A 21,127-nucleotide genomic window follows, 5' to 3' on the forward strand; every position below is an offset into this window, starting at 1 on the left:
AATATGAAAAAATACATGGATAAAAAAGAAATTGCAAAAATTAAAACAATTGAAGACTTTTATGATGCAACTGTTAATTATGCAAAAAGTAATAATAACGAAATAACATCAGAAGAAGTTCAAATGAGTTTTAGTAAAATCTTTGCAAATGCAACTGATAATGAATATGAAAAATTATTAGAAGATTTACAATCAAAAGGAATTCAATTTACTGATCTTGATGATATTGATATTCATGAAGACATTGACCTTGATGAAGAAATTGAAACTGACGATGATGTTGAATTATCAGATGATGACGCTTATGCTGATGAATTAATTGGTGAAAGAAAAGGACCAGGCAGACGACCAAAAGACGCCGGTACAACTAAATACCGTGTTGGTTCTATTTCAAATGAAACAAAAATTCAAGATTTAATTAAAACATACTTTTCAACTATTGGGCAAACTAAAATTTTAACTAAAGACCAAGAAATTGTTTATGCAAAATTAGCAAATTCAGAAGACCTTGAAGAAAGAAAAGAAGGAAGAGATATGTTAATCACTTCTAACTTAAAATTAGTTATTTCAGTAGCAAGAAAACACTTAAACAGAGGATTAGACTTTGCTGATTTAATTGAAGAAGGAAATATTGGATTAATTAAGGCTGTTGATAAATTTGATTATGAAAAAGGATTTAAATTCTCAACTTATGCTACATGATGAATTCGTCAAGCAATTACAAGAGCAATTGCTGATCAAGCTAGAACTATTAGAATTCCAGTTCACATGGTAGAAACAATTAACAAACTATCTAGAATTGAAAGACAATTAACTCAAGAATTAGGAAGAGAACCATCATCTCAAGAAGTAGCTGAGAGAATGGGTGGAGATATGATAGCTGAAAAAGTTGTTGAAATCAAAAAAATAGCTGTAGAACCTGTTAGTTTAGAAAAACCATTTGGTGATGAAGATGATACTCACTTTGGAGATTTCGTTGAAGATAAAGATATGATTTCTCCAACAGACTTTACTGAAAAAGAAATTTTAAGAGAAGTAATTGATAAAGTATTTGAAGATATGCCAGCTAGAGAAGAAAAAGTTATTCGTATGAGATATGGAATTGTTCCAACAAAAGTTAGAACACTAATTAGATTAGCTGAAGAATGTAATGATGAAACTGCTGAAGAATTAGCTAAAGCAATTAAAAAATTAGATATTCACTTAGAAACACCAGTTGAAAAAATTAGAACTGTTGATAGCAAAATCATTCAACAACACTTATTAAAATATGAAGATTCAAAAACTTTAGAAGAAGTTGGAAAAGAACTAAATGTTACAAGAGAAAGAATTAGACAAATTGAAGCTAAAACTATAAGAAAATTAAAACAGCCTACTAATACAAATAAATCAGGTAAAGTTTTAAAAGAATTCTATAAAGGATAAAATGCTTTCAAAAAGATTACGAACAATTGCAGATTTAATTGATTCTTGCAAAGTTGTTGCTGATATTGGAACAGATCATGCGTATTTACCAATTACATTAATTAAAGAACATAAAGCTGAATTTGCATATGCAGTTGATATTAATGAAGAACCATTAAATTGAGCAAAAAAAAATATAAATCAAAATGATTGTAATGATAAAATACAAACTATTTTAAGTAATGGTTTGGATTTTGTTTTAAATGAAGAGATTCAATCAATTGATGTACTTACAATTTGTGGTTTAGGAAGTACAACTATTTTAGATATTATTCAAAATGATTCACCTAAAATTAACAAATACATTATTTGTTCAAACACAGAAATTCTTAACATTAGAGAATGAGTTTATGCAAATAAATATTCTGTTAGTTTTGAAAACTATATTATTGATAGTCAAAAAGGTTATTGAGTAATTGTGATTGAAAAAAATGAAAACCATTTATTAAAGAAAACAGAAATCTTATTTGGTAGTCAAAAATTTTATCAAAATAATATTGATGTAATTAAATATTATGAAAATGAGATATTAAAATTTGAAAAAATTCTAAAGAAAATTGATCAAGAAAAACATTATGAATCTTATAATGAAATAACAAATAAAATTATAGAAATTAGAGGACACTTAAATGAAATTAAATAAGATAGTTAAATATTTAGAAAAAAAGTTTCCAACTAATAAAGCGTATGATTGAGATTCTGTTGGTTTTCAGCAATTTAATAAAAAGGTTATAGATTTTGATAAAGAAATTTCAAATGTCTTAATCACAATGGATTTAACTAAATTAGCTTTAGATGAAATTAAAAAAAATAACATTGAATTAATAATCACTAGACATCCTTTTATCTTTAATGAATTAACAAAAGAATTAGAAAATCCATTTAAAAAAGATTTAATTAAGTTCTTAACAAAAGAAAATATTCTTGTTTATTCAATTCATACAAACTATGATATCTGTGCTTATCAAAGTTTTATTGATCAGTTAAATACAGCATTAAATATTAAAAAGGCAAAGTTCCCGTTAATGCATAAAGAATATCTTGATGTAACATTAGCTAAAGAACTTTCAATTAATGATTTAATTAATAAATTAAAAGTTATGTTTAATACAAAAACAATTGAAATCAATTCAGAATTAATAAATCAAAATAAAATTTCAAATTTTTTAATTAATCAAGGTAGCGGAGCTAGTGCTATGTTTTCAAAACAATTAAGCAATATTGTTTTTATAACAGGTGAAGCTAAGTGAAGTGATTGAATTTATGCAAATGATAATAATGTTACATTAATTGTGGTTGGACATTACATGGAGAATTATTTTATTAATGATTTAGCAAGTAGTTTATCAAATAATTTTAAAGATTTAAAAATAGAAAAAGTAGATATAAAGGAACAATACTATGTTAAATAATAATGAAAGAAAGTTTAGTGATTTTGGTTTTAAAAAATACATTAATGATACTTTAAAAGAAATTAATTTTGAAACACCAACAAAAATTCAAACTGAAATAATTCCTTTAATCAAAAAACATCAAAATGTTATTGCCTTGTCACACACAGGAACAGGAAAAACACATGCATTTTTATTACCTATTTTAAATAACTTAAAATTTGATAAAGATAAACAAAATGTTCAAGCATTAATAATTGCTCCAACCAGAGAATTAGCCAAACAAATTTATGATAATGTTCGACAATTTACAAAAAATGAATCGCAATTAAAAGTTGATTTATTTATTGGTGGAGAAGATATTAATAAACAAATTGATGCATTAGGGAAAAGACAACCAACAATTGCTGTTGGAACTCCAACAAGAATTAAAGAATTATATGAACAAAATCATCTTAAAGCAACTACAGCAGATTACATCATTATTGATGAATGTGATATGATATTTGATTTAGGATTTATTGAAGATGTTGATTTTGTTGTATCCAAAGCAAAACAAAATGTGAATCTATCAATGTTTAGTGCAACAATTCCTGAACAATTAAAAGGATTTGTAACTAAATATGCACGAAATGCTCATTTCATTGATGTAACAGAAAAAAATGTTTCAAATAAAAACATTAAACATGTATTGATTGATACAAAAAATAAAGAAATTGAATTAGTACTAACAAACATTCTAAAATCAATTAATCCTTATTTATGTTTAATCTTTACAAATCATAAAGATGATATTTCAAAATATGTGAAACTAGTTAGAGAAATAACAGGTCAAAATGTTAGTGAACTACATGGTGATCTTCAACCAAGAACTAGAATGAATATGCTTAAAAAAATTAAAAATAATGAATTTAAGTTTGTTGTGGCAACAGATGTTGCTGCAAGAGGTGTTGATATAATTGGAGTTAGTCATGTTATATCAATTGATTTACCAACTGATTTATCTTATTACATTCACCGAAGTGGAAGAACTGGAAGAAGTAAATTAACTGGAGAAAGCTACGTTCTATTTAATATCAAAAATCAAGAAAAAATTGAAGCCTTACAAAAAATTGGAATTGAGTTTATGCAGTTAAAGTTAGATAACAATCAATTGATTGAAGTAAGAAGCAAAAACAAGAAGAAAGCTAAACATTATGAAGACTTAGATACTGACTCTAAAAAAGTAATTGCTAAGTACAATAATCAAAAAGTTAAGCCTGGGTATAAGAAAAAAAGAAAACGTGAGCTTGATGAAATAACTAGAAAAAAACGTCGTGAACATATTAAAAAAAGTATTGATAAAATTAAAAAAGAAAAATATAAAAAACGTCGTAAAGAATTATTTGATTAATATTTTAACAAAGTGTAGTTAATACACTTTTTATTTTTCTAATTTTTAGTATTATTAAAAATAGATTTAAGCACCAAGTTAGGAAAAAAGAAATGGCAAGAAAAAGAAGAGTCAAAATTTATTCGTCTAATGGTAAAAAAGTATTATTACTATCAGCGGATGAAATTAATTTAATAAAAAGTGACACTAGTTATGAAAAAAACTATGAATTGGAATTTAATAAAGGTAAGCATGCATTTGAAGTTAGAAACTACTATGCATCTGGCTTTTGAAAAGATATAGTTTATGTTTTAATTGGTGCCTTTCTTTCAACAATTGCAATTGATTACTTTATTTCTATTACAGGTAATGCTGGTTTATTTCCTGGTGGATTAGGTGCTATCGCTCGTTTCTTCTCAATAATTGGTGAAAATAATATTAAGGTTTCAGCAAGTACACTTTATTTTATAATTTATTTTATTATGAATATTCCTTTAGTTTTCTTTGGATTTAAAAAGATCGGTTGAAAATTTTCTACATTAACATTAATTTATTCAGTTGTATCAATTTTCTTTGACCTTATTTTACAAAATATTCCTTATATTAGTCCAAACGATTTAAGTTTATTAATTGACTACAATCTAATTAGTAATGTTCCTGGAGCATGAGGAGCAATTATCTGAATATTTGCTTTTGCAATATTTGGAGGAGTCATGAATGGTTTTAGTTATTCAATAACTTATAAAGCTAATTCATCAACTGGTGGTAGTGATTGAATAACTTATTACTACTCAAAAAAGTTAAATAAAGATATAGGTTCATTAAACATTAAAATTAATATTTTCATTTTAATTATTGTTATTTGTTTAAACACTATTATTTTAAAAACAGAACATATAGATCAAACTATTAAACTAAGTGCAGTTTACAATGGGTTTCATAATTGAGATACATTAAATGCATCAGATTTAGGAAAAAAACTTAGTGAAATATTTACTCCTGATTCAGGTTTAATTGACTTAAAAACTAGTTGAGAAAATCTTAGAGATAATGGTTGAAACAATGAAGATTGATTTAATATAGCTAAATATGTTTCATCAAATAATGAATTTGATTCAACTTATTCTACAGGGATGGTTATTGCAATGAAATTCAAATGAATAATCGGACCAAGTTTATTTGCATCTTTAACATTAATAATTATCCAAGGGATCACAATTAATAGACTTTACCCTAAAAATAAAATCCTTAACTTATTTATTTCAGCAACTAAAATTAATGAAATTGAACAATACTTATTTAGCGTTGGTTATACAAACAATATTTTTATTTGAAGAACAGTTGCTTCAAAGAAAAATGCTTGAAATGATCATGAGCAAAATTTAATTATGATTTCAATGCCGTTACTATACTTTAAAAAAATTGAAGAGTACTTATTGAAAATTGATGAAGATATGATGATTAACATTATTGGAAGTAATTCAGTTAAAGGTAAAAACTTTAGTTATACTTTTGATAACGAATTGCGTGATAAAGCATTGACCGAAGAATTCATGAATAATGGTAAATTAATGAAAAAAATTGAAAATAACTCAATCATTAAGACACATAAAAAAATGAAAAAAATTAGTGATAATATAGAAAATGAGGTATAATCTTTTATAGATTATACTTTTCGTTTTAAGTATTAACTTTTGAGATAAGGAGGACAAATCAAATGAATAATAAAAAATCTTCATTTAAAAGGGTTACACAAGTTCTTTGTTTATGTTTAATAATAGCTTCATTAGTTGTATCAATTGTTTTTTCTTCGCTAAAAATTGCTAATAAAACTAACTTAAATACTAGATATTCAGGTGGGTATGATGCACTTGTTGAAATTTATGATAAAAAACAAAATTCAACTGAAGATAATTCTGACTCTACACCTAATGGAAATGCTTCAGCTGCTTCTGATTCTTTACAAAAGAAATTATCACCATTTTCAGATAATACAATTGATGTTAAAGTTGTAGGAAAACACAGGGTTTCAATTAGAGCAACTAAAGAACAATATCAAAATAATCCAAAATTATTCATTAATGCAATTGAACAAGATGGTGGATTAATGGCGTTCACTCAAGCAAACAATGCTTATTCAGATATTTTATTTGATGATGCCTCTATTAAAAAAACAACAGCTTCTGAAAATGGAGTTTATAATGATAAAGGAAACATTACAAATAAATTAGCAATTTCTGAAATTTTTGGTTCTGTTAAATATACACCTGATAAATCTCAAAGTAATTCAGGTCAACAAAACTCACCATTTTTAACTTTTGAAGAAGGATCAAAAGGAAGTTATTTAAAAAACCTAACAGCTGCTACAACAACTGAAGGTACATCAACAACAACACCTGCTTCTTTAACTGTTGTTTCATCATTTGAGACAATCTTAAATAACATAAGAGAGTACTTCTTACAAACTCCTAGTGAAAAAGAATTAGATACTTACTTAGAAAACTATTACTGAGGAATTTTAGCACCAATTTCAAGTTACTATACTAGTTCAACTGCAACAGCAGCTGAAAAAGCAGCAATAGATGACTTTTTTGCTATTTCTTATAAAAATGAAGATGGAACTTCAACTTCACCTGTTTCATTAATATCAGGTAACGTAAAAAAATGATGAGTTGAAAATACACCAGATGAATCAATCTTTAAAAATGCTGGTAACATGGAATTAATGGTTAAAGACTTAAAAGCTTTATTCTACGGTGTTTATGATGACAAAACAAGTTCAAATTGCAGCTACAGTTTTACAAATAATGTTAGCAAATATGTAATTGATCCAAACTCTACAACAAACGATTTTAAAACTACTGATGATGGAAAAATAGGAAAATATGCTAAAAATTTCACTTTTACATCATTGACTAATTCAACATCTCCAACTCCACCTGCTGATTTAAAAATTGATAAAGTTTCTAATGCTATTAATAACATTATGTTAACTCAAGTATTGTTTAATCAAAAATCATCAACTTCTACATTCTCACAATATTTAGAAGAATCTGTTTTTGATAAAAACTTTATTATGATTAATGATTCTATTACACAAACTGGTGTTTCAACAGCAAGCACAATGGCTTCAAGAGCAAGCTTTGTTCCTAGTGCAGTTTATAATGGAGATACAAGTCAATTAAAAGTTAAAACAAGATCAGCAACAATTGCAAAAACAATTGAAGCATCGATTTCACAAACAACTTCAGGATTTACTTTTAGAGTTGTTAAATTAACAGAATTTAGTCCAGAAATAACATTATACATGTTATTAGCTTCAATTATTTTCTTAATTATATTAGCTATAATAACAATGGTGTTCTTGATTATTGCATATAGATTATTAGGACTATACACTTTAATTATTGCGGTAACTTCTGTGGCGGTAACTTTATTCGCTCCAACCTTATTTGGAATTGCAATTGGAATTGAATTGTACACATTAATCTTTGTAATGTTGGGATTAGTTCTAGAATCATGTATTCTCACAATCGAATCGTTTAAAAAGCATTTAAACAAAGAAAAACGTTCAATTACTGAATCATTTAAATTATCAAATAGAGAAAATTTAGGAATTATTATTGACTCAGTTATTTTAATCTTAATTCCAAACTTAATTATCTTTTGAGTTGGAACAGGATCATTGAAAAACTTTGCTACTGTATCTACAGTTTCAACAGCAATTATCTTAATCTTAATTATTGTTGTATTTAGATTAATAATTTACATAACTGTTAAATTAGAAATTTTCAAAAAGCATCCTTTATGACTTCCAATTGATACAAAAGATATTAAATCTGGAGTTGCTATTCGTGAAAAAATTAAATTATCTAAATTAGAATATCAATTAAATGTTTTAACAAATAAAGACAAAGTTAGTTCAAAAGAATTATTAAAAATTAAAAAAATTAATGATGAAATTGAATCGTTAAAACAAAAAATTGAAAAATTAGAAAATGAATATCAATTAAAACAAGTTAATAAAAATAAAGCAAAAGCAATTAAGTTAAATGAAAAAATTGAAAAATTAGAAAAAACTGATAAAAAAATTCGTTGATACAAAAAAGATTGAATTGCATTCTTAAAAGTTAACCGTGATGTTGCAAAAGCAATTTCAACAAAAGAAGAAACTGTTGTTATTGAAGAAGCAAAAACAAAACGTAGTCAAAATTGAATATTTAACATTAATAGAATAATTATTGTTTTATTACTTGTTTTCTCAGTAATTGGTGGAATTGTTGCTGCAACTGTTGGACCAAACTACTCAAACTTATTTGGAAAAGATAATACATATATTGTTTATGGTGATTATTTATATGAATTCCCAGGAACTCATTTAGATGATGTTGAAACAAAAATTGCTGAAAATGTTTCTGAAGCAAAAGCTGCTGAATTCAAAGCTGAAACATTAGCAATAGCAGAAAGAAATGGCCATACTGATGTTGAATCTGGTTCAGATGATAAAAAATTTGTTGCTGAGTTAAGTAAATACACTGTTGAATATGTATTTAACAATAATTTAGTTAAAATCTTCTATTCAGGATATAGTTCATCAACTAGATTAAATTCAGTTATTATTGGTGAAGATTATGGTTACAATGATGAATCAAGTTCAGAACAAGAATTAATGCCATATATTCAAATTGAATTATCAAGTCAAACAAATATTACAAAAACAAAAAGATTATTAAATAGTATATTTACTGGAAAAACTCGTTTAGGAAGTAATTATACAAATGAGACAAGAGGAATTCTTGGAATGTATCAAATTCCATTTACTGCTTATGGTCAAATTACACAAATCATTATTGCATTTGGAATATTATTGTTAATTCTAATCATTTACATTCTAATTAGATACAAATGAACTTATTATGTTGCATTAGCACTAGCCCTTGTTGTTGTGGTTTTTATCACAGGATCACTTGTTATTATGTTCAGAGTGCCATTAAGTACAGAAATTTTAGTAACTATGGTTTCAATCGTAGCCTTTACAATCATGTCTGTCATATTCATTCTTGGTAAAACTAAATCATTGATTTCAATTAAAACTAAAAATGAATTAAGAGTAGAATTTGATAAAGAAGCAAATGCTCAAATGGTACTTAAACATAAAGTACTTGAAGCAATTGGAAATAAGAAAAAATTAGCTAAAACTAATAAAGACAAAATTAAAGCTATTAAGAAAAAAATCGTTGATCTTAAATTAACTAAAAAATCAAGATTCTACATGTGAGATGCATTTAAAGCTTGCTTTAAATCAAATAAAAATCCAGAAATTGCTGATTTAAGAAAAGAAATTAAAGCAATTAGAAAACAAAATAAAGTTGATTTAAAACTGTTAAAAAAAGAAATCTGATCAATTAAAAAGGCGGGAAGAAAAGAAATTACATTAATCCTAAAAGAAAACAAATTTGTTAAATCATTATTTGTTGATTCATTAAGATTTGGTGTAAATAGATTAATTTATATTTCTGGATTCTACTTATTATTTGCAATTATTTTAGCAGTTACAATTCCATCAATTGCTGGAGTTGGAATTACATTATTAATTGGAGTATTTGTGGCTAATATTGTTATTTTAACTATGTTACTACCATTATTAATCTGATTAGAAAAACGTAGAATAGTTTCAAACTATGGTAGAAAAGAATTCATTTCTCAAACTAATGTTTCACAAGAAGAACAAATAGTCAAAGATATTAATGATTAATATAATTTTATAAAGGAGCATAATATGGATTTAAAAAAATATATCCTAAATGTAAAAGACTTTCCAATTAAAGATGTCTATTTTAAAGATGTGACCCCCTTATTAAATGATGCAGACGCATTTGCTTATGTAGTTGATCAAATGGCTAAATTTGTTGTTGACTGTAAAGCAAACGTTGTAGTAGCACCAGAAGCAAGAGGATTCTTGTTTGCAAGTGCTGTAGCTTATAAATCACACACAAGATTTGTTTTAGTTAGAAAACCAGGTAAATTGCCACGTGAAGTAATTGATATTGAATACACATTAGAATATGGTACAAATCACCAACAAATGCATAAAGGTGATATTAAACCTGGTGATAAAGTTGTAATCATTGATGATGTACTAGCGACTGGTGGAACAATTGAAGCAATTGTTAAATTAGTTGAAATGCAAGATGGTAAAGTTGAAGGAGTTTCATTCTTAATCGATTTACCATTCTTACATAGTGAAGATTTACTACAGGAATACAAAGTTCAAAAACTTGTTAAATATTAACATAAAACACTTATCTTTAAGATAGGTGTTTTTTTTTATTAAAAAAAACAATTGAAAGAAAACAATGGAAAATATAAAAAGATGTGATTGATCAGTTATAAAAGAAGAAAAGAACTATCATAATAATGAATGAGGTTTTGAAAATCATAGTGATGAATATATGTTTGAATTACTAATTCTTGAAAATATGCAAGCAGGGCTAAGCTGAAGAACTATTCTAGTAAAAGGAGAAGGGTATCAAAAAGCATTTGATAATTTTAATTATAATAAACTGATTAACTATGATGAAAATAAAGTTAATGAATTAATGCAAAACCCAAATATCATTCGTAATAAGTTAAAAATTAAAGCAGCAATATCTAATGCTAAATACTTTATTGAAATTCAAAAAGAATTTAGTTCATTTGATAATTATATTTGAGGATTTGTAGATCATAAGCAAATTGTTAATCTTTGAAAAACAATTAAAGATTTGCCAGCTGAAACTGATTTATCAATTACAATATCAAAAGATTTGAAAAGCGTGGTTTTAAATTTGTTGGGTCTGTTATTGTGTATTCATTTTTACAAGCAATTCGAATTATTAATGACCATCTTGATGATTGTTTTGCAAAATCACACAAATCATAACATAAGCGTTTTATAGTCTTATTTTAGTCTTTTTTTTGTTATAATTTTAAAAATAGAATGGGTGATTTGAATGGCTGGGATAATGTTACCTAGAAGAACTAGTAAGAGAGCATCAACAAACTTGAATATTGTTGAAATCAAAGAATATGCTACTTTAGAAAATGAATTAAAAAAATATATTAAAGATCGTAAAGCGTTAAATAAAATTAGGGAAGCCTATTTATTTGCTGAAAAGATGCATAGTGAACAAAAACGCAGAAATGGCGATCCTTATATTTATCACCCACTTTCAACAGCTTATTATTTAGCACAACTTCAAATGGGACCAAAAACAATTAAAGCTGGTCTATTACATGATGTTGTTGAAGACACACCTGTTACAGTTGAAGAGATTGAACAAAAATTTGGTAAAGAAATCGCTTCACTTGTAGAATCTGTTACAAAAGTAAGTTATTTTGCTGAAGAAAATCGTGAACAAATTAAATCTGAATACTTAAGAAAACTTTATATATCAATGGCTAAAGATATTAGGGTTATTATTATTAAAATTGCTGATAGACTTCATAATATGTTAACAATTGAAAACTTACCAGAAGATAAACAAAGAGTTATAGCAAAAGAAACTTTGACTATTTATGCAGCAATTGCTCATCGTATTGGAATGAAAAATGCAAAATCTAAATTAGAAGATATGGCGTTTAAAGTATTAAATCCAAAAGACTTTGAACATATTGAACACTTAATTGAAAAAGGCCGTGAATCAAGGGATGTAAATATTGCTAAAACAATTGATGACATTTCAGTTTTCTTACGAAAAGAAAAACATATTAAAATTGTTGATATTTTTGGACGTGAAAAAACAATATATTCAATTTACCGAAAAATGAATGTTAAAGGTAAACAATTTGAAGAACTACATGACTTAGTGGCAATTAGAATCATTGCAAGATCAGCTGATGATTGTTACAAAATTTTAGGATATTTACACCAAAAATATTTACCATTATCTGGTAGATTTAAAGATCATATCGCAATACCTAAAAATAATGTTTATCAATCATTACATACAACTTTAAGTGACAATAAAGGAATGTTTTTTGAAGTTCAAATTAGGACTCAACAAATGGATGACGTTGCTGAAGCTGGAGCAGCTGCTCACTGAAGATATAAAGAAGGTGAAGTTGTAGATATTGTTAAACGTCAAAAACAAATTGATGAACAAATTGATATATTCAGTAGAATTTTAGATTTAACTGATCAAATTAATGAAGAAGAAAATTCATCAGAAAAAGAATTAGAAAATCAATTACAAAAAGATGTATTTGGTTCAATGATTTATGTTTTAACACCAACTCAAAATGTGATAACTTTACCATATGGAGCAACTGTATTAGATTTTGCTTACAGAATACATACAGAAATTGGTGAAAAAACAACTGGAGCTAAAATTGATGGCTTATTTTCACCAATTAATACAGTTTTAGAATCAGGTCAAGTTGTTGAAATTAAAACTTCATCAAAACAGCAACCAACGCATGAATGATTAAAAATAGCTACTACTTCAAACGCTAAGAATAGAATTAGAAAATACTTAGCACATAAATTAAAAGAAGATAATTCTTTTGAAGAAGATCGTAAAGAGTTAGCTAAAAAAACTGAAAACTTAATTAATTCATATATTAATCAAAAAGAATTAAAATGAAAAAGAATGTCACCAGCTGAAATTTTAGAAAATGTTAAAAAAGCAGGTTATGCAAACTTAGAAGAATTTTTAATTAGTGTTGGTAAAGGTGAACTGTCAATTGTTGATGCTACTGATAAATTCTTTATCAATCATAATTTCTCAAAAGATGAAGAAGCTTTAAGAAGTATTAAATCAAAAACAATTAATGATCAAACTTTAAAAAATGATATTGTAATTGATGGGATAACAAATATTAAAACTTCAATTGCAAGTTGTTGTATGCCAATTCCTTATGAAGATGTAATTGGATATGTTGGTAAGTCAGGAAATGGGATTAAAGTCCATTTAAAAGAATGTTATAACTTATATACAAATGAAGAAAATAAACGATTAGTTCAAGTTCAATGAAACTCAGCGGTTGCTGAAAATAGTTTATACACAACTAAACTAAAATATTTCGCAACAGACCGTCCAAATCTTTTATATGACATCTCAAGAGCATTGACAAATTTAAAAGCTACAACAATAAATGTTAAACTAGGACTTGATCCTAAAACCTTATTGGTTAATGGTGAATTAACAATTAAAGTAAAAAGTTCAGCACAATTAAATCAAATCATTTTAACAATTAAATCAATTGCAAATATTATAGATTGTGAAAGAGCTGTAAAAAGTATTAAATAGGTTTTTCCTATTTTTTTTATTTTTTTGAAATTTGTTTAAAAATTTTCAAAAACTTTTTTCTTAATAATATAATGACCTTGAAAGAAATTAAAATTACAATGAAAAAACGAAAAAAAAGATAAACTAACACTTGAAGAAAATATAAAATTTTTGAATCTTATAAGCCTAGAAACTATTTTGCGATTAATAAAGCTTATATAAATTTGATTATATACCTTTGGAATTGGAAGATTTCGAATTTTATGCTTGAGAAGCATATTTAGATATTTTAGATAAATATTATGATAGAAGTATGAAAAAAAAGTTTTGAAAGCTGCTTATTTGATACTGTATATTGAAAGGCAATGAATGTATGTGCAAAATATGTAACAAATAAATAAAAAATTGTTAATCAATGTATGAGAACAAGCAGCTATATGAATGAAAATTATAAATCTATTTTAGAAAACAGACATATGAAAAATGAATCACCATATAATGAAATTGGATAATCACAACTATTTGAACAATATTTTGCTAAAAAAACTAACAGATTACAAAAAAAAATTTTTACACTCTATATTTATGTTATGAATTTTGCAGAAATTGCAGATGAATTAAAAATATCAGCTGCTAAAGCCAGAAATACATTTTATAAAGTTTTACCAGAAATAAGACAAGTAGTTTCCAATCAAGCTTTTTTAGATTAAAATATAATTGTATAGGAGAGTGATCAGATGAGTTATTATTATAAACCTAGTATGGGTTATTCTGTTCACGCTTTGCAGAGAGCTAAGGAAAGATTAAAACTTCAAGATAAACAAGATTGAGAAATAAAGGAAGTTATTAAGAACCATATTTTTAACTCAACAAAAACTTTTAAAATTGACGGTATGTTATATGTTTCAGCGTCTAACACAAACATTTTCTTTGTTATTAACGAAAATAGTAACACACTTGTGACCGTAACTCTTGTTTCTGCAGAAAAACAATTAAGATTGATGGGCGGTTGATAATATGATAATTGGAGTATATGGTACTATTGGTGCTGGTAAGACAACTATTTCTAATAAAATAAAGAAATTAAAATTTAAGGTAATTAACGCTGATTTAATTGCCAAGGAAGTAATTAACTACAGAGATATTCAATCTCAGTTAAAAAAAACATTTCCTGAAGCTTTTGTTAATGACAATTTTGATCGAAGAAGATTAAGAAAAGCTATTTCAAATAATGAAACTAAAATGAATAAATTAAATTCAATTGTTTGACCTGAAATTAAAAATCAAATTAGCCTTTTAATTCAAACAAACTCAGGAAATATTGTAATAGATGCAGCATTGCTTCCAGAACTTGAATTACCTGTTGATAAATATATCAGAGTTAAATCTAATCTTTTAACAACTTTATTTAGAGTTAAAAAAAGGGATAAAATACCGTTTAAAGAAACATTTTCAATTTATAAACAGCAAAAACAAAGAATTAAATACTATAATTTAGACAATGAAATAATCATTGTTAATGACTTTTGAACAAAAAAAATTTCATATAAACAATTACATAAGAAAATTTTTAAATAAGATTATTTGATCTTATTTTTTTATTTTTTTCCCAACTACTATTATTGATAAAGGCATTCTTTTATTGTCATAAATGTCACTAAGTCCGATATCATAGTCAAATTCATCAAATTTAACAATTTCAATTCCTGAATTAATAATTCCATTTATGATTTTTGAAATAGAATGAGAAAAATTTATAAATTCTTTAGATTCATATTCTCCTGAAATATATTACATCCCATTATTTTCAATTCATGGTTCATCTGAAAAGTATCTACTTTCAAAAATAATTGTTAAATTTTCATTGTATTTTGCTTCACCAGGGAAAGGTAACATATTTGTTAAAGGATAATAATCATGCAAAATTAGTATTCCATCTCTTTTTAAACATTTTGAGACAATTTTAAATAATTCATTAATATCTTTAAATCATGTTATCGCACCAATTGTGAATATTAACACATCAAAATGATTTTCATATTTATTGTCTATCTCTAATATATTACATGCTACAAAATCACAAGGAAGGTTTAAAATATTCTTATTTTCTATTGCTTGTTAAATAAAGTTTTCTACAATATCAAACTCAACTCCATTAGCATTGTAATGCTTAGAAATTAATGATAATTTACGGCCATTATTGCAACAAAATTGTCCAATGTTTTTGTTTGTTAAATCTAATTCATCTAAAACAGTTTTTACTGCGGGTTCCGGGTTCAATATAATAATCAGACTTATTTTGTAAGTTTGAAGAAACATCATTACCTCAACCTTCTGTTCTTTTTTCAAAAGCTTCTTTTCAAGCTTCCTTATTTTTCATAGAATAACCTCTTTTTAAAATTATAACTTAATCATTTTTTTTATTAATTAAATTAATTAAGATAAAATTAATAATATGAATAAATCAGGAATAATAATTTTAAATAAACCATCAGGTTTATCAACAAATCATTTAATTCAAAAAATTAAAAGAAAGTTGAATATAAAAAAAATAGGGCATGCAGGAACTTTGGATCCATTAGCAACAGGTGTAGTAATTTGTTTAGTTAATGGTGGAACAAAATTAAGTGACTACTTTTTAAATGAAAACAAAGCATATGAAGTTACAATGAAATTATTTCAGGCTACAGATACTTATGATAGTGATGGCCAAATAATTGAAGAACAAGATAAATTTGAAATATTAAAAACTAGTGTTGAAGAAGTTATTTCAAAATTTAATGGATTAACTTATGATCAAGAACCACCAATCTATTCAGCAATAAAATTAGATGGTAAAAAACTTTATGAATATGCACGTGAGAATCAAGTAGTTAAAATTAATAAGAGAGAAATTACAATTAATTCATTAACACTGAATGATTACTCAAATGATGAGATATCAATGACAGTATATTGTTCAAAAGGAACATATATAAGAAGTTTAGTAGTTGATATTGCAAAAGAATTAAATACTATAGCTCATGTCACACGTTTAAATAGAATTGAATCAGGAAATTTTAAATTACAAGATGCATTGACAATTGATGAATGCAATAATGAACATATTATTAATATGTTTGATGCAATGAAAATGGCCGACTTTGTAATTATTGAATTAGCAGAAACATTAAATATTGAACATGGTAAAAAAATCAAATTAACAACAGAAAGTGATTTAGTATTTATTTCAAATACAAAAAAAGAATTGATTGCGTGTTATGAAAGAGAAAAAGAAAATACTTTTAAATGTAGACGTGGAGGTTTAAACATTTAATGGAAATTGTAAAAACAACAATACATCATATTGAAGAACTTAATAAAAATTCTTGCGTAACTGTTGGAATGTTTGATGCATTACATAAATATCACAAATTGATAATAGCCAAAACTGCTGAATTAGCTAAACAATTTGATTTGTCATCAATTGTAATAACTTTTAATCATAAGCCTACTAAATCAGCAGAAACATTAATTCAAGAAGAAAAGAAAATAGCATATATTAAAGAAAACTTTAATATCGATAAATTGATCATTCTTTATGTAGATGAGCAATTAATAAATACTTCAAAAGAAGCATTTGTACAAATTTTAAAAGATAAACTAAAAGTTATTAAAATGGTTGAAGGAAGCGATTTTAGATTTGGATATCAAAAAGCAGGAGATATTAATTATTTAATTGAAAGTTTTGGAATTGATAATATTTTTATTTTTGAAAGAGATTTATCTGTTTCAACATCTAAAATAAAAAAATTAATAGAAAAATATAAAATTGATGAAGTTGAAAAAGAATTAGAAGTTGATATCAATTTATTGAAATAATATTTTTAAAAGTCTATAATATAAAAAGTGATTGTTCACCGAAGATGCTATTCGCTCCCATGAATACACCTTTGATGAAACACTAAAAATCAACATGAAAGGGAGACAATTATGATTTCAAAAGAAAGAAAAGCTGAAATTATTAAAGAATTTGGTGGAAGTGACGCAAATACAGGTTTAGCTGAAGTTCAAATTGCTTTATTAACAGAAGATATTGCTAACATGACAGAGCACTTAAAAGAACACAAAAAAGATGTTCCTACAAGAAGAACTTTATTAAAAAAAGTTGCTCAAAGAAGACATTTACTAGACTTCTTAATTAAAAAAGACGTTAACAGATATAAAGAAATTATTGCTAAATTAGGATTAAGAAAATAATTTCAAAATTTAATTTAAAAATATTGACACATAGATTTAATTTTTATATTATAACTATGTGTCTAAAAATGCAGGTGTAGTTTAATGGTAGAACTTCAGCCTTCCAAGCTGACTGTGAGGGTTCGATTCCCTTCACCTGCTCCATTAAAAAGTCAAACAACCCAAGGGTTGTTTTTTTATTTTTTTGATATAATTAAAAATAGAAAAAAAGGTGAATTAAATGACTAATACAAAAAAAATAGATTGAAATAAAACAAGGGAATTTGATCTTGAAAGAACAAACATTTGAATAAGTTTTAGTTTTGAAATTTTATTTGTTGTTTTACCTTATGTAATAATTTGAATTTTGATTGGTAGTACATGAAATACTGCTAAATATCATAACTTTTATAATGATCTACCTTTAAAAGAATTTCTTTTAACAATTATTTGTATTGGCTATATCTTAATTTCCTTAGGAATTAACTTTATTACATATCTTTTGAAGTGACAAAAAGAAGATAGCTTTACTTTTACAATTGCTATTGGTTTATGTTTAACAGGATTTATCTGTAATAGCATTTGAATTGATAAATTATCAATTGGTTGATTTGCAATATTCTTAAAAATTATATTTTTAGTCATTTTTGCACTAATTGGGATTTTCATTGGAACACTAGGAACAATGTTAATAAGAAATCTTAGATTTAAAATTGAAGAAGAAGATCAACTTTTATTAGAAGCATATAAAAATTGTAAAAAAATTCCTTTAATAAAAAGAATTAGATTAGAAAGAGCTGAAAAATACAAATTAAAAAAGGTTCAAGAAGTAGAAGAACTGAATAAATTTAAAGAAGAATTAAATGAAAAAATAGCTTTGGAATTAAAAAATAAAAAAGAGGATGAACTCTTAAATAAGAAATCTATTAAATTAAATCAAAAAGAAGAAAAAAAACATCAGAAAAAAAACAATAAAAAATAGTCTTATTTAAATTAAAATAAACTTAATATTTGTTAAAATTAATGTAATTGTATTTTACAAAGAAAGGAAACTTATGACTAATAAAATTGATTCCAAAAAGAATAGAATTTGAAATCTTAAGAATAATAACTTTTTAATAAGATTCTCATCAAGTATTATTCTAGTTATCTTACTAATTGCATTTCTTTGTACAGCAGTATTAAGTGAAGAGTTATGGGTTCATTTAAAAAATGAAAAAACAGCTCAAATTGCAAGTCAAGTATTAGGAATAATAATGCTAGTTCTTTCTGTTGCAGTACTTATGTTTTGTATTTACGAACTATCAACGTCGCTTAAAGTTAAAAGTAAGTATTTTATTGTTATATTAGAAATTCTTGCATTAGTATTATTTTTAGCACCAATAACAAGTATAGCTAACTTAGAACATTTATTTATTTATAAGAACTGAGTTTTAAAATCTAAATTAGCAGAATGATACATGCAGATACTTTACTTAACTTTATTTTTAGGAATATCATTTGGAGCAGGATATCTTTCAGGTATTGAATTTAAAAAACTTGTGATGATCTTAGGAACTACTTTAATTATTATATTTGGAGTAAAAGGGTTTACTTATATATCATTATCAAATGATTATTATGCTCAAAGCTATTCAAGTATTAAATTTGGATACATGACATCTGCTTGAATTTGATTAATTGTTATTTTAACAGACACATTTGCTTATATTTTTGGGGTTGCTTTTGGTAAACATAAGATGGCACCAGTTATTAGTCCTAAAAAAAGTTGAGAAGGCGCAATTGGTGGATTTACAGTTGCATTTGTAGTTTCAGTTTTAATTGCTATATTATTCTTCTTTTTTATTAAATCACATGCTATGTTTAGCAATTACATGAGTAATATTGATAATAATCTTGGTAAGGGAGTAGTTATATTGTTATATATTCTACTAGCAGCATTAATTTCATTTATTGGTCAATTAGGTGATTTATTCTTTTCATTAATTAAAAGAATAAATGATATTAAAGACTTTTCAAATTTGATACCTGGTCATGGTGGAGTTTTAGATAGACTAGATTCATTTATGCTTGTGTTCTTATTTATGTATTTTTTTACATTGATTAACTAATAAAGGAGATTTTATGGGAAGTGTATTGGCGGTTATTTTATCTATATTTATTTCAATCATTGTTGTTTTAGTGCTAATTACACTTCATGAACTTGGTCATTTCATTGTTGCAAAATTATCAAAGACTTATGTATTTGAATTTGCTATTGGTTTTGGACCAAAATTATTTGTAATCAAAACAAAAGAAACTTGATATTCAGTTAGATTGATTCCATTGGGTGGTTATGTATCAATTGCAAGTGATTTTGCTGAACCACCAAAAGGTAGAGAAAAAGAATTTGAAGCAATTCCTGATTCTCGTAAGATTGATTATGCAATTAAATGAAAAAAGACATTATTTATTCTATTTGGACCATTAATTAATTTATTTGTTGCATACATTTTAATTTTTTCAGTATTATTTGGAGTTGGTTACAAACCAACTGATCCAAATTTTTATGGACAAAACTTTTCAACATCTTCAGTTGCTTATCAAATGATTGCTAAAAATGAAGGGAAAACACCAGATCCTCAGCTCAATAAGTATATTGCTAATGATTTACAAGTCGCTATTACTGGTTGAGATGTGACAATTGGTGAAAAGATATTTTATCTTTTTACAACTAGCAATAAATCTGATATAGCACCAACATACAAAGAAATTTCAACGATGTTCAATCAAGGTAAATCAAAAATATTAAAATATATAAAAGAAATTGAACCAAAAGATGAAGATAAAATCTTATATAAATTTAGTTATGTAAAACTTGAAAATGATTATTCAGGAAAAATTATAGGAAAAGAAATAACTACTGTTTCTGCTGAAATAAAAAATTCAAAAGAAGTTATTAGATTATGAAAAGAAGCAAATCAAATTACTGGTATTGCAATAGCACCACCAGATAGACACTTTAAAAATGGTGGAGCTAAATTTGGATACACATTTGTTGAAACTTGAAATCAAGCATTTTCATTAGTAGTTGGAATTGGTAAATTTTTTACAGGAGATTTTAGTGCTATTTCAGGTCCAGTTGGAATTGCCAAATCTTCAACAAGTGGAGGAGCACCAACAACTTCATTAAAAGCAAGTAGAATGTTTTATATATCATCAATCTCAGCTAACCTGTTTATGTTAAATATTCTTCCATTCCCACCATTAGATGGTTATAAATTCTGAGAAACATTAGTTGAATGAGTTACAAGAAAAGAAGTTAGTCAAAAAACTAAAACAATTATTTATGCAACAGGGGCAATTTTATTAATAGGGTTTATCATTGTTGTAACAGTTAAAGATATTATTATTTAAAAATTAAAGGAGTTATA

Annotated in this window: 18 protein-coding genes, 1 tRNA gene and 1 pseudogene; 18 read left to right on the top strand and 2 right to left on the bottom strand. The window is 25.5% G+C overall.

Annotated features, from left to right (window positions below; translation table 4 throughout):
* Positions 1 to 3 precede the first annotated feature (3 nt).
* From EMELA_RS01870 to coaE, 11 genes and pseudogenes are all read left to right on the top strand, one after another.
* The gene (locus tag EMELA_RS01870) at positions 4 to 1,425 is read left to right on the top strand and encodes a sigma-70 family RNA polymerase sigma factor (protein WP_028124226.1); all 1,422 of its coding nucleotides are present in this window, start codon (positions 4 to 6) and stop codon (positions 1,423 to 1,425) included.
* A gap of 1 nt (position 1,426) precedes the next feature.
* Positions 1,427 to 2,107, top strand: a complete 681-nt coding sequence (locus EMELA_RS01875; protein WP_028124225.1) for a tRNA (adenine(22)-N(1))-methyltransferase — start codon at positions 1,427 to 1,429, stop codon at positions 2,105 to 2,107.
* On the top strand, positions 2,094 to 2,876 hold the full coding sequence (locus tag EMELA_RS01880; RefSeq protein ID WP_028124224.1) for a Nif3-like dinuclear metal center hexameric protein: 783 nt from the start codon (positions 2,094 to 2,096) through the stop codon (positions 2,874 to 2,876). Before EMELA_RS01875 ends, EMELA_RS01880 begins: the two co-directional genes overlap by 14 nt.
* Positions 2,866 to 4,248 carry a DEAD/DEAH box helicase gene (locus tag EMELA_RS01885; RefSeq protein ID WP_028124223.1) on the top strand — a complete coding sequence of 461 codons (1,383 nt, stop codon included), beginning with the start codon at positions 2,866 to 2,868 and terminating at the stop codon, positions 4,246 to 4,248. The genes EMELA_RS01880 and EMELA_RS01885 overlap by 11 nt, the downstream gene beginning before the upstream one ends.
* A 92-nt stretch (positions 4,249 to 4,340) precedes the next feature.
* Positions 4,341 to 5,882: a YitT family ABC transporter gene (locus EMELA_RS01890; RefSeq protein WP_034971172.1), complete on the top strand. Its 1,542-nt coding sequence runs from the start codon at positions 4,341 to 4,343 to the stop codon at positions 5,880 to 5,882.
* 62 nt (positions 5,883 to 5,944) lie between these two features.
* Positions 5,945 to 9,982, top strand: coding sequence for a protein translocase SecDF, variant type (locus EMELA_RS01895; protein ID WP_028124221.1), 4,038 nt, complete (start codon positions 5,945 to 5,947; stop codon positions 9,980 to 9,982).
* A gap of 24 nt (positions 9,983 to 10,006) precedes the next feature.
* A complete protein-coding gene (locus tag EMELA_RS01900; RefSeq protein WP_028124220.1) occupies positions 10,007 to 10,519 on the top strand; it encodes an adenine phosphoribosyltransferase in 513 nt (170 codons plus the stop codon).
* A 64-nt stretch (positions 10,520 to 10,583) separates the two neighbouring features.
* Positions 10,584 to 11,149, top strand: a pseudogene (locus EMELA_RS01905) (DNA-3-methyladenine glycosylase I).
* An 82-nt stretch (positions 11,150 to 11,231) separates the two neighbouring features.
* Positions 11,232 to 13,517: a RelA/SpoT family protein gene (locus EMELA_RS01910; RefSeq protein ID WP_051584608.1), complete on the top strand. Its 2,286-nt coding sequence runs from the start codon at positions 11,232 to 11,234 to the stop codon at positions 13,515 to 13,517.
* A gap of 716 nt (positions 13,518 to 14,233) precedes the next feature.
* The gene (locus EMELA_RS01920) at positions 14,234 to 14,512 is read left to right on the top strand and encodes a hypothetical protein (RefSeq protein WP_028124218.1); all 279 of its coding nucleotides are present in this window, start codon (positions 14,234 to 14,236) and stop codon (positions 14,510 to 14,512) included.
* A 1-nt stretch (position 14,513) separates the two neighbouring features.
* Positions 14,514 to 15,074 carry a dephospho-CoA kinase gene (gene coaE / locus EMELA_RS01925; protein ID WP_051584603.1) on the top strand — a complete coding sequence of 187 codons (561 nt, stop codon included), beginning with the start codon at positions 14,514 to 14,516 and terminating at the stop codon, positions 15,072 to 15,074.
* Positions 15,075 to 15,287: 213 nt separating this feature from the next.
* Here the strand turns inward: coaE and EMELA_RS04795 are convergent, their stop codons facing one another.
* On the bottom strand, positions 15,288 to 15,518 hold the full coding sequence (locus tag EMELA_RS04795) for a hypothetical protein (protein ID WP_028124217.1): 231 nt from the start codon (positions 15,516 to 15,518) through the stop codon (positions 15,288 to 15,290).
* A 175-nt stretch (positions 15,519 to 15,693) separates the two neighbouring features.
* The gene (locus EMELA_RS04800; RefSeq protein ID WP_028124216.1) at positions 15,694 to 15,876 is read right to left on the bottom strand and encodes a hypothetical protein; all 183 of its coding nucleotides are present in this window, start codon (positions 15,874 to 15,876) and stop codon (positions 15,694 to 15,696) included.
* Positions 15,877 to 15,951: 75 nt separating this feature from the next.
* Between EMELA_RS04800 and truB the strand changes: the two genes are divergently transcribed.
* The 7 genes from truB (at position 15,952) to rseP (ending at position 21,110) form a co-directional block, all read left to right on the top strand.
* Positions 15,952 to 16,812, top strand: coding sequence for a tRNA pseudouridine(55) synthase TruB (gene truB / locus EMELA_RS01935; protein ID WP_028124215.1), 861 nt, complete (start codon positions 15,952 to 15,954; stop codon positions 16,810 to 16,812).
* Positions 16,812 to 17,357, top strand: a complete 546-nt coding sequence (locus EMELA_RS01940; protein WP_028124214.1) for a nucleotidyl transferase family protein — start codon at positions 16,812 to 16,814, stop codon at positions 17,355 to 17,357. Before truB ends, EMELA_RS01940 begins: the two co-directional genes overlap by 1 nt.
* A gap of 111 nt (positions 17,358 to 17,468) precedes the next feature.
* A complete protein-coding gene (rpsO, locus tag EMELA_RS01945; protein WP_028124213.1) occupies positions 17,469 to 17,735 on the top strand; it encodes a 30S ribosomal protein S15 in 267 nt (88 codons plus the stop codon).
* Between the two features lie 70 nt (positions 17,736 to 17,805).
* Positions 17,806 to 17,879: transfer RNA gene (locus EMELA_RS01950), tRNA-Gly, on the top strand.
* Between the two features lie 76 nt (positions 17,880 to 17,955).
* Complete coding sequence (locus tag EMELA_RS01955) at positions 17,956 to 18,696, top strand: DxFTY motif-containing membrane protein (RefSeq protein WP_028124212.1); 741 nt, start codon at positions 17,956 to 17,958, stop codon at positions 18,694 to 18,696.
* Between the two features lie 73 nt (positions 18,697 to 18,769).
* A complete protein-coding gene (locus EMELA_RS01960; RefSeq protein ID WP_028124211.1) occupies positions 18,770 to 19,825 on the top strand; it encodes a phosphatidate cytidylyltransferase in 1,056 nt (351 codons plus the stop codon).
* 13 nt (positions 19,826 to 19,838) lie between these two features.
* Positions 19,839 to 21,110, top strand: a complete 1,272-nt coding sequence (rseP, locus tag EMELA_RS01965; protein WP_028124210.1) for an RIP metalloprotease RseP — start codon at positions 19,839 to 19,841, stop codon at positions 21,108 to 21,110.
* Positions 21,111 to 21,127 lie beyond the last annotated feature (17 nt).

The organism is Mesoplasma melaleucae, from assembly GCF_002804105.1.
Lineage (GTDB): Bacteria > Bacillota_I > Bacilli_A > Mycoplasmatales > Mycoplasmataceae > Mesoplasma > Mesoplasma melaleucae.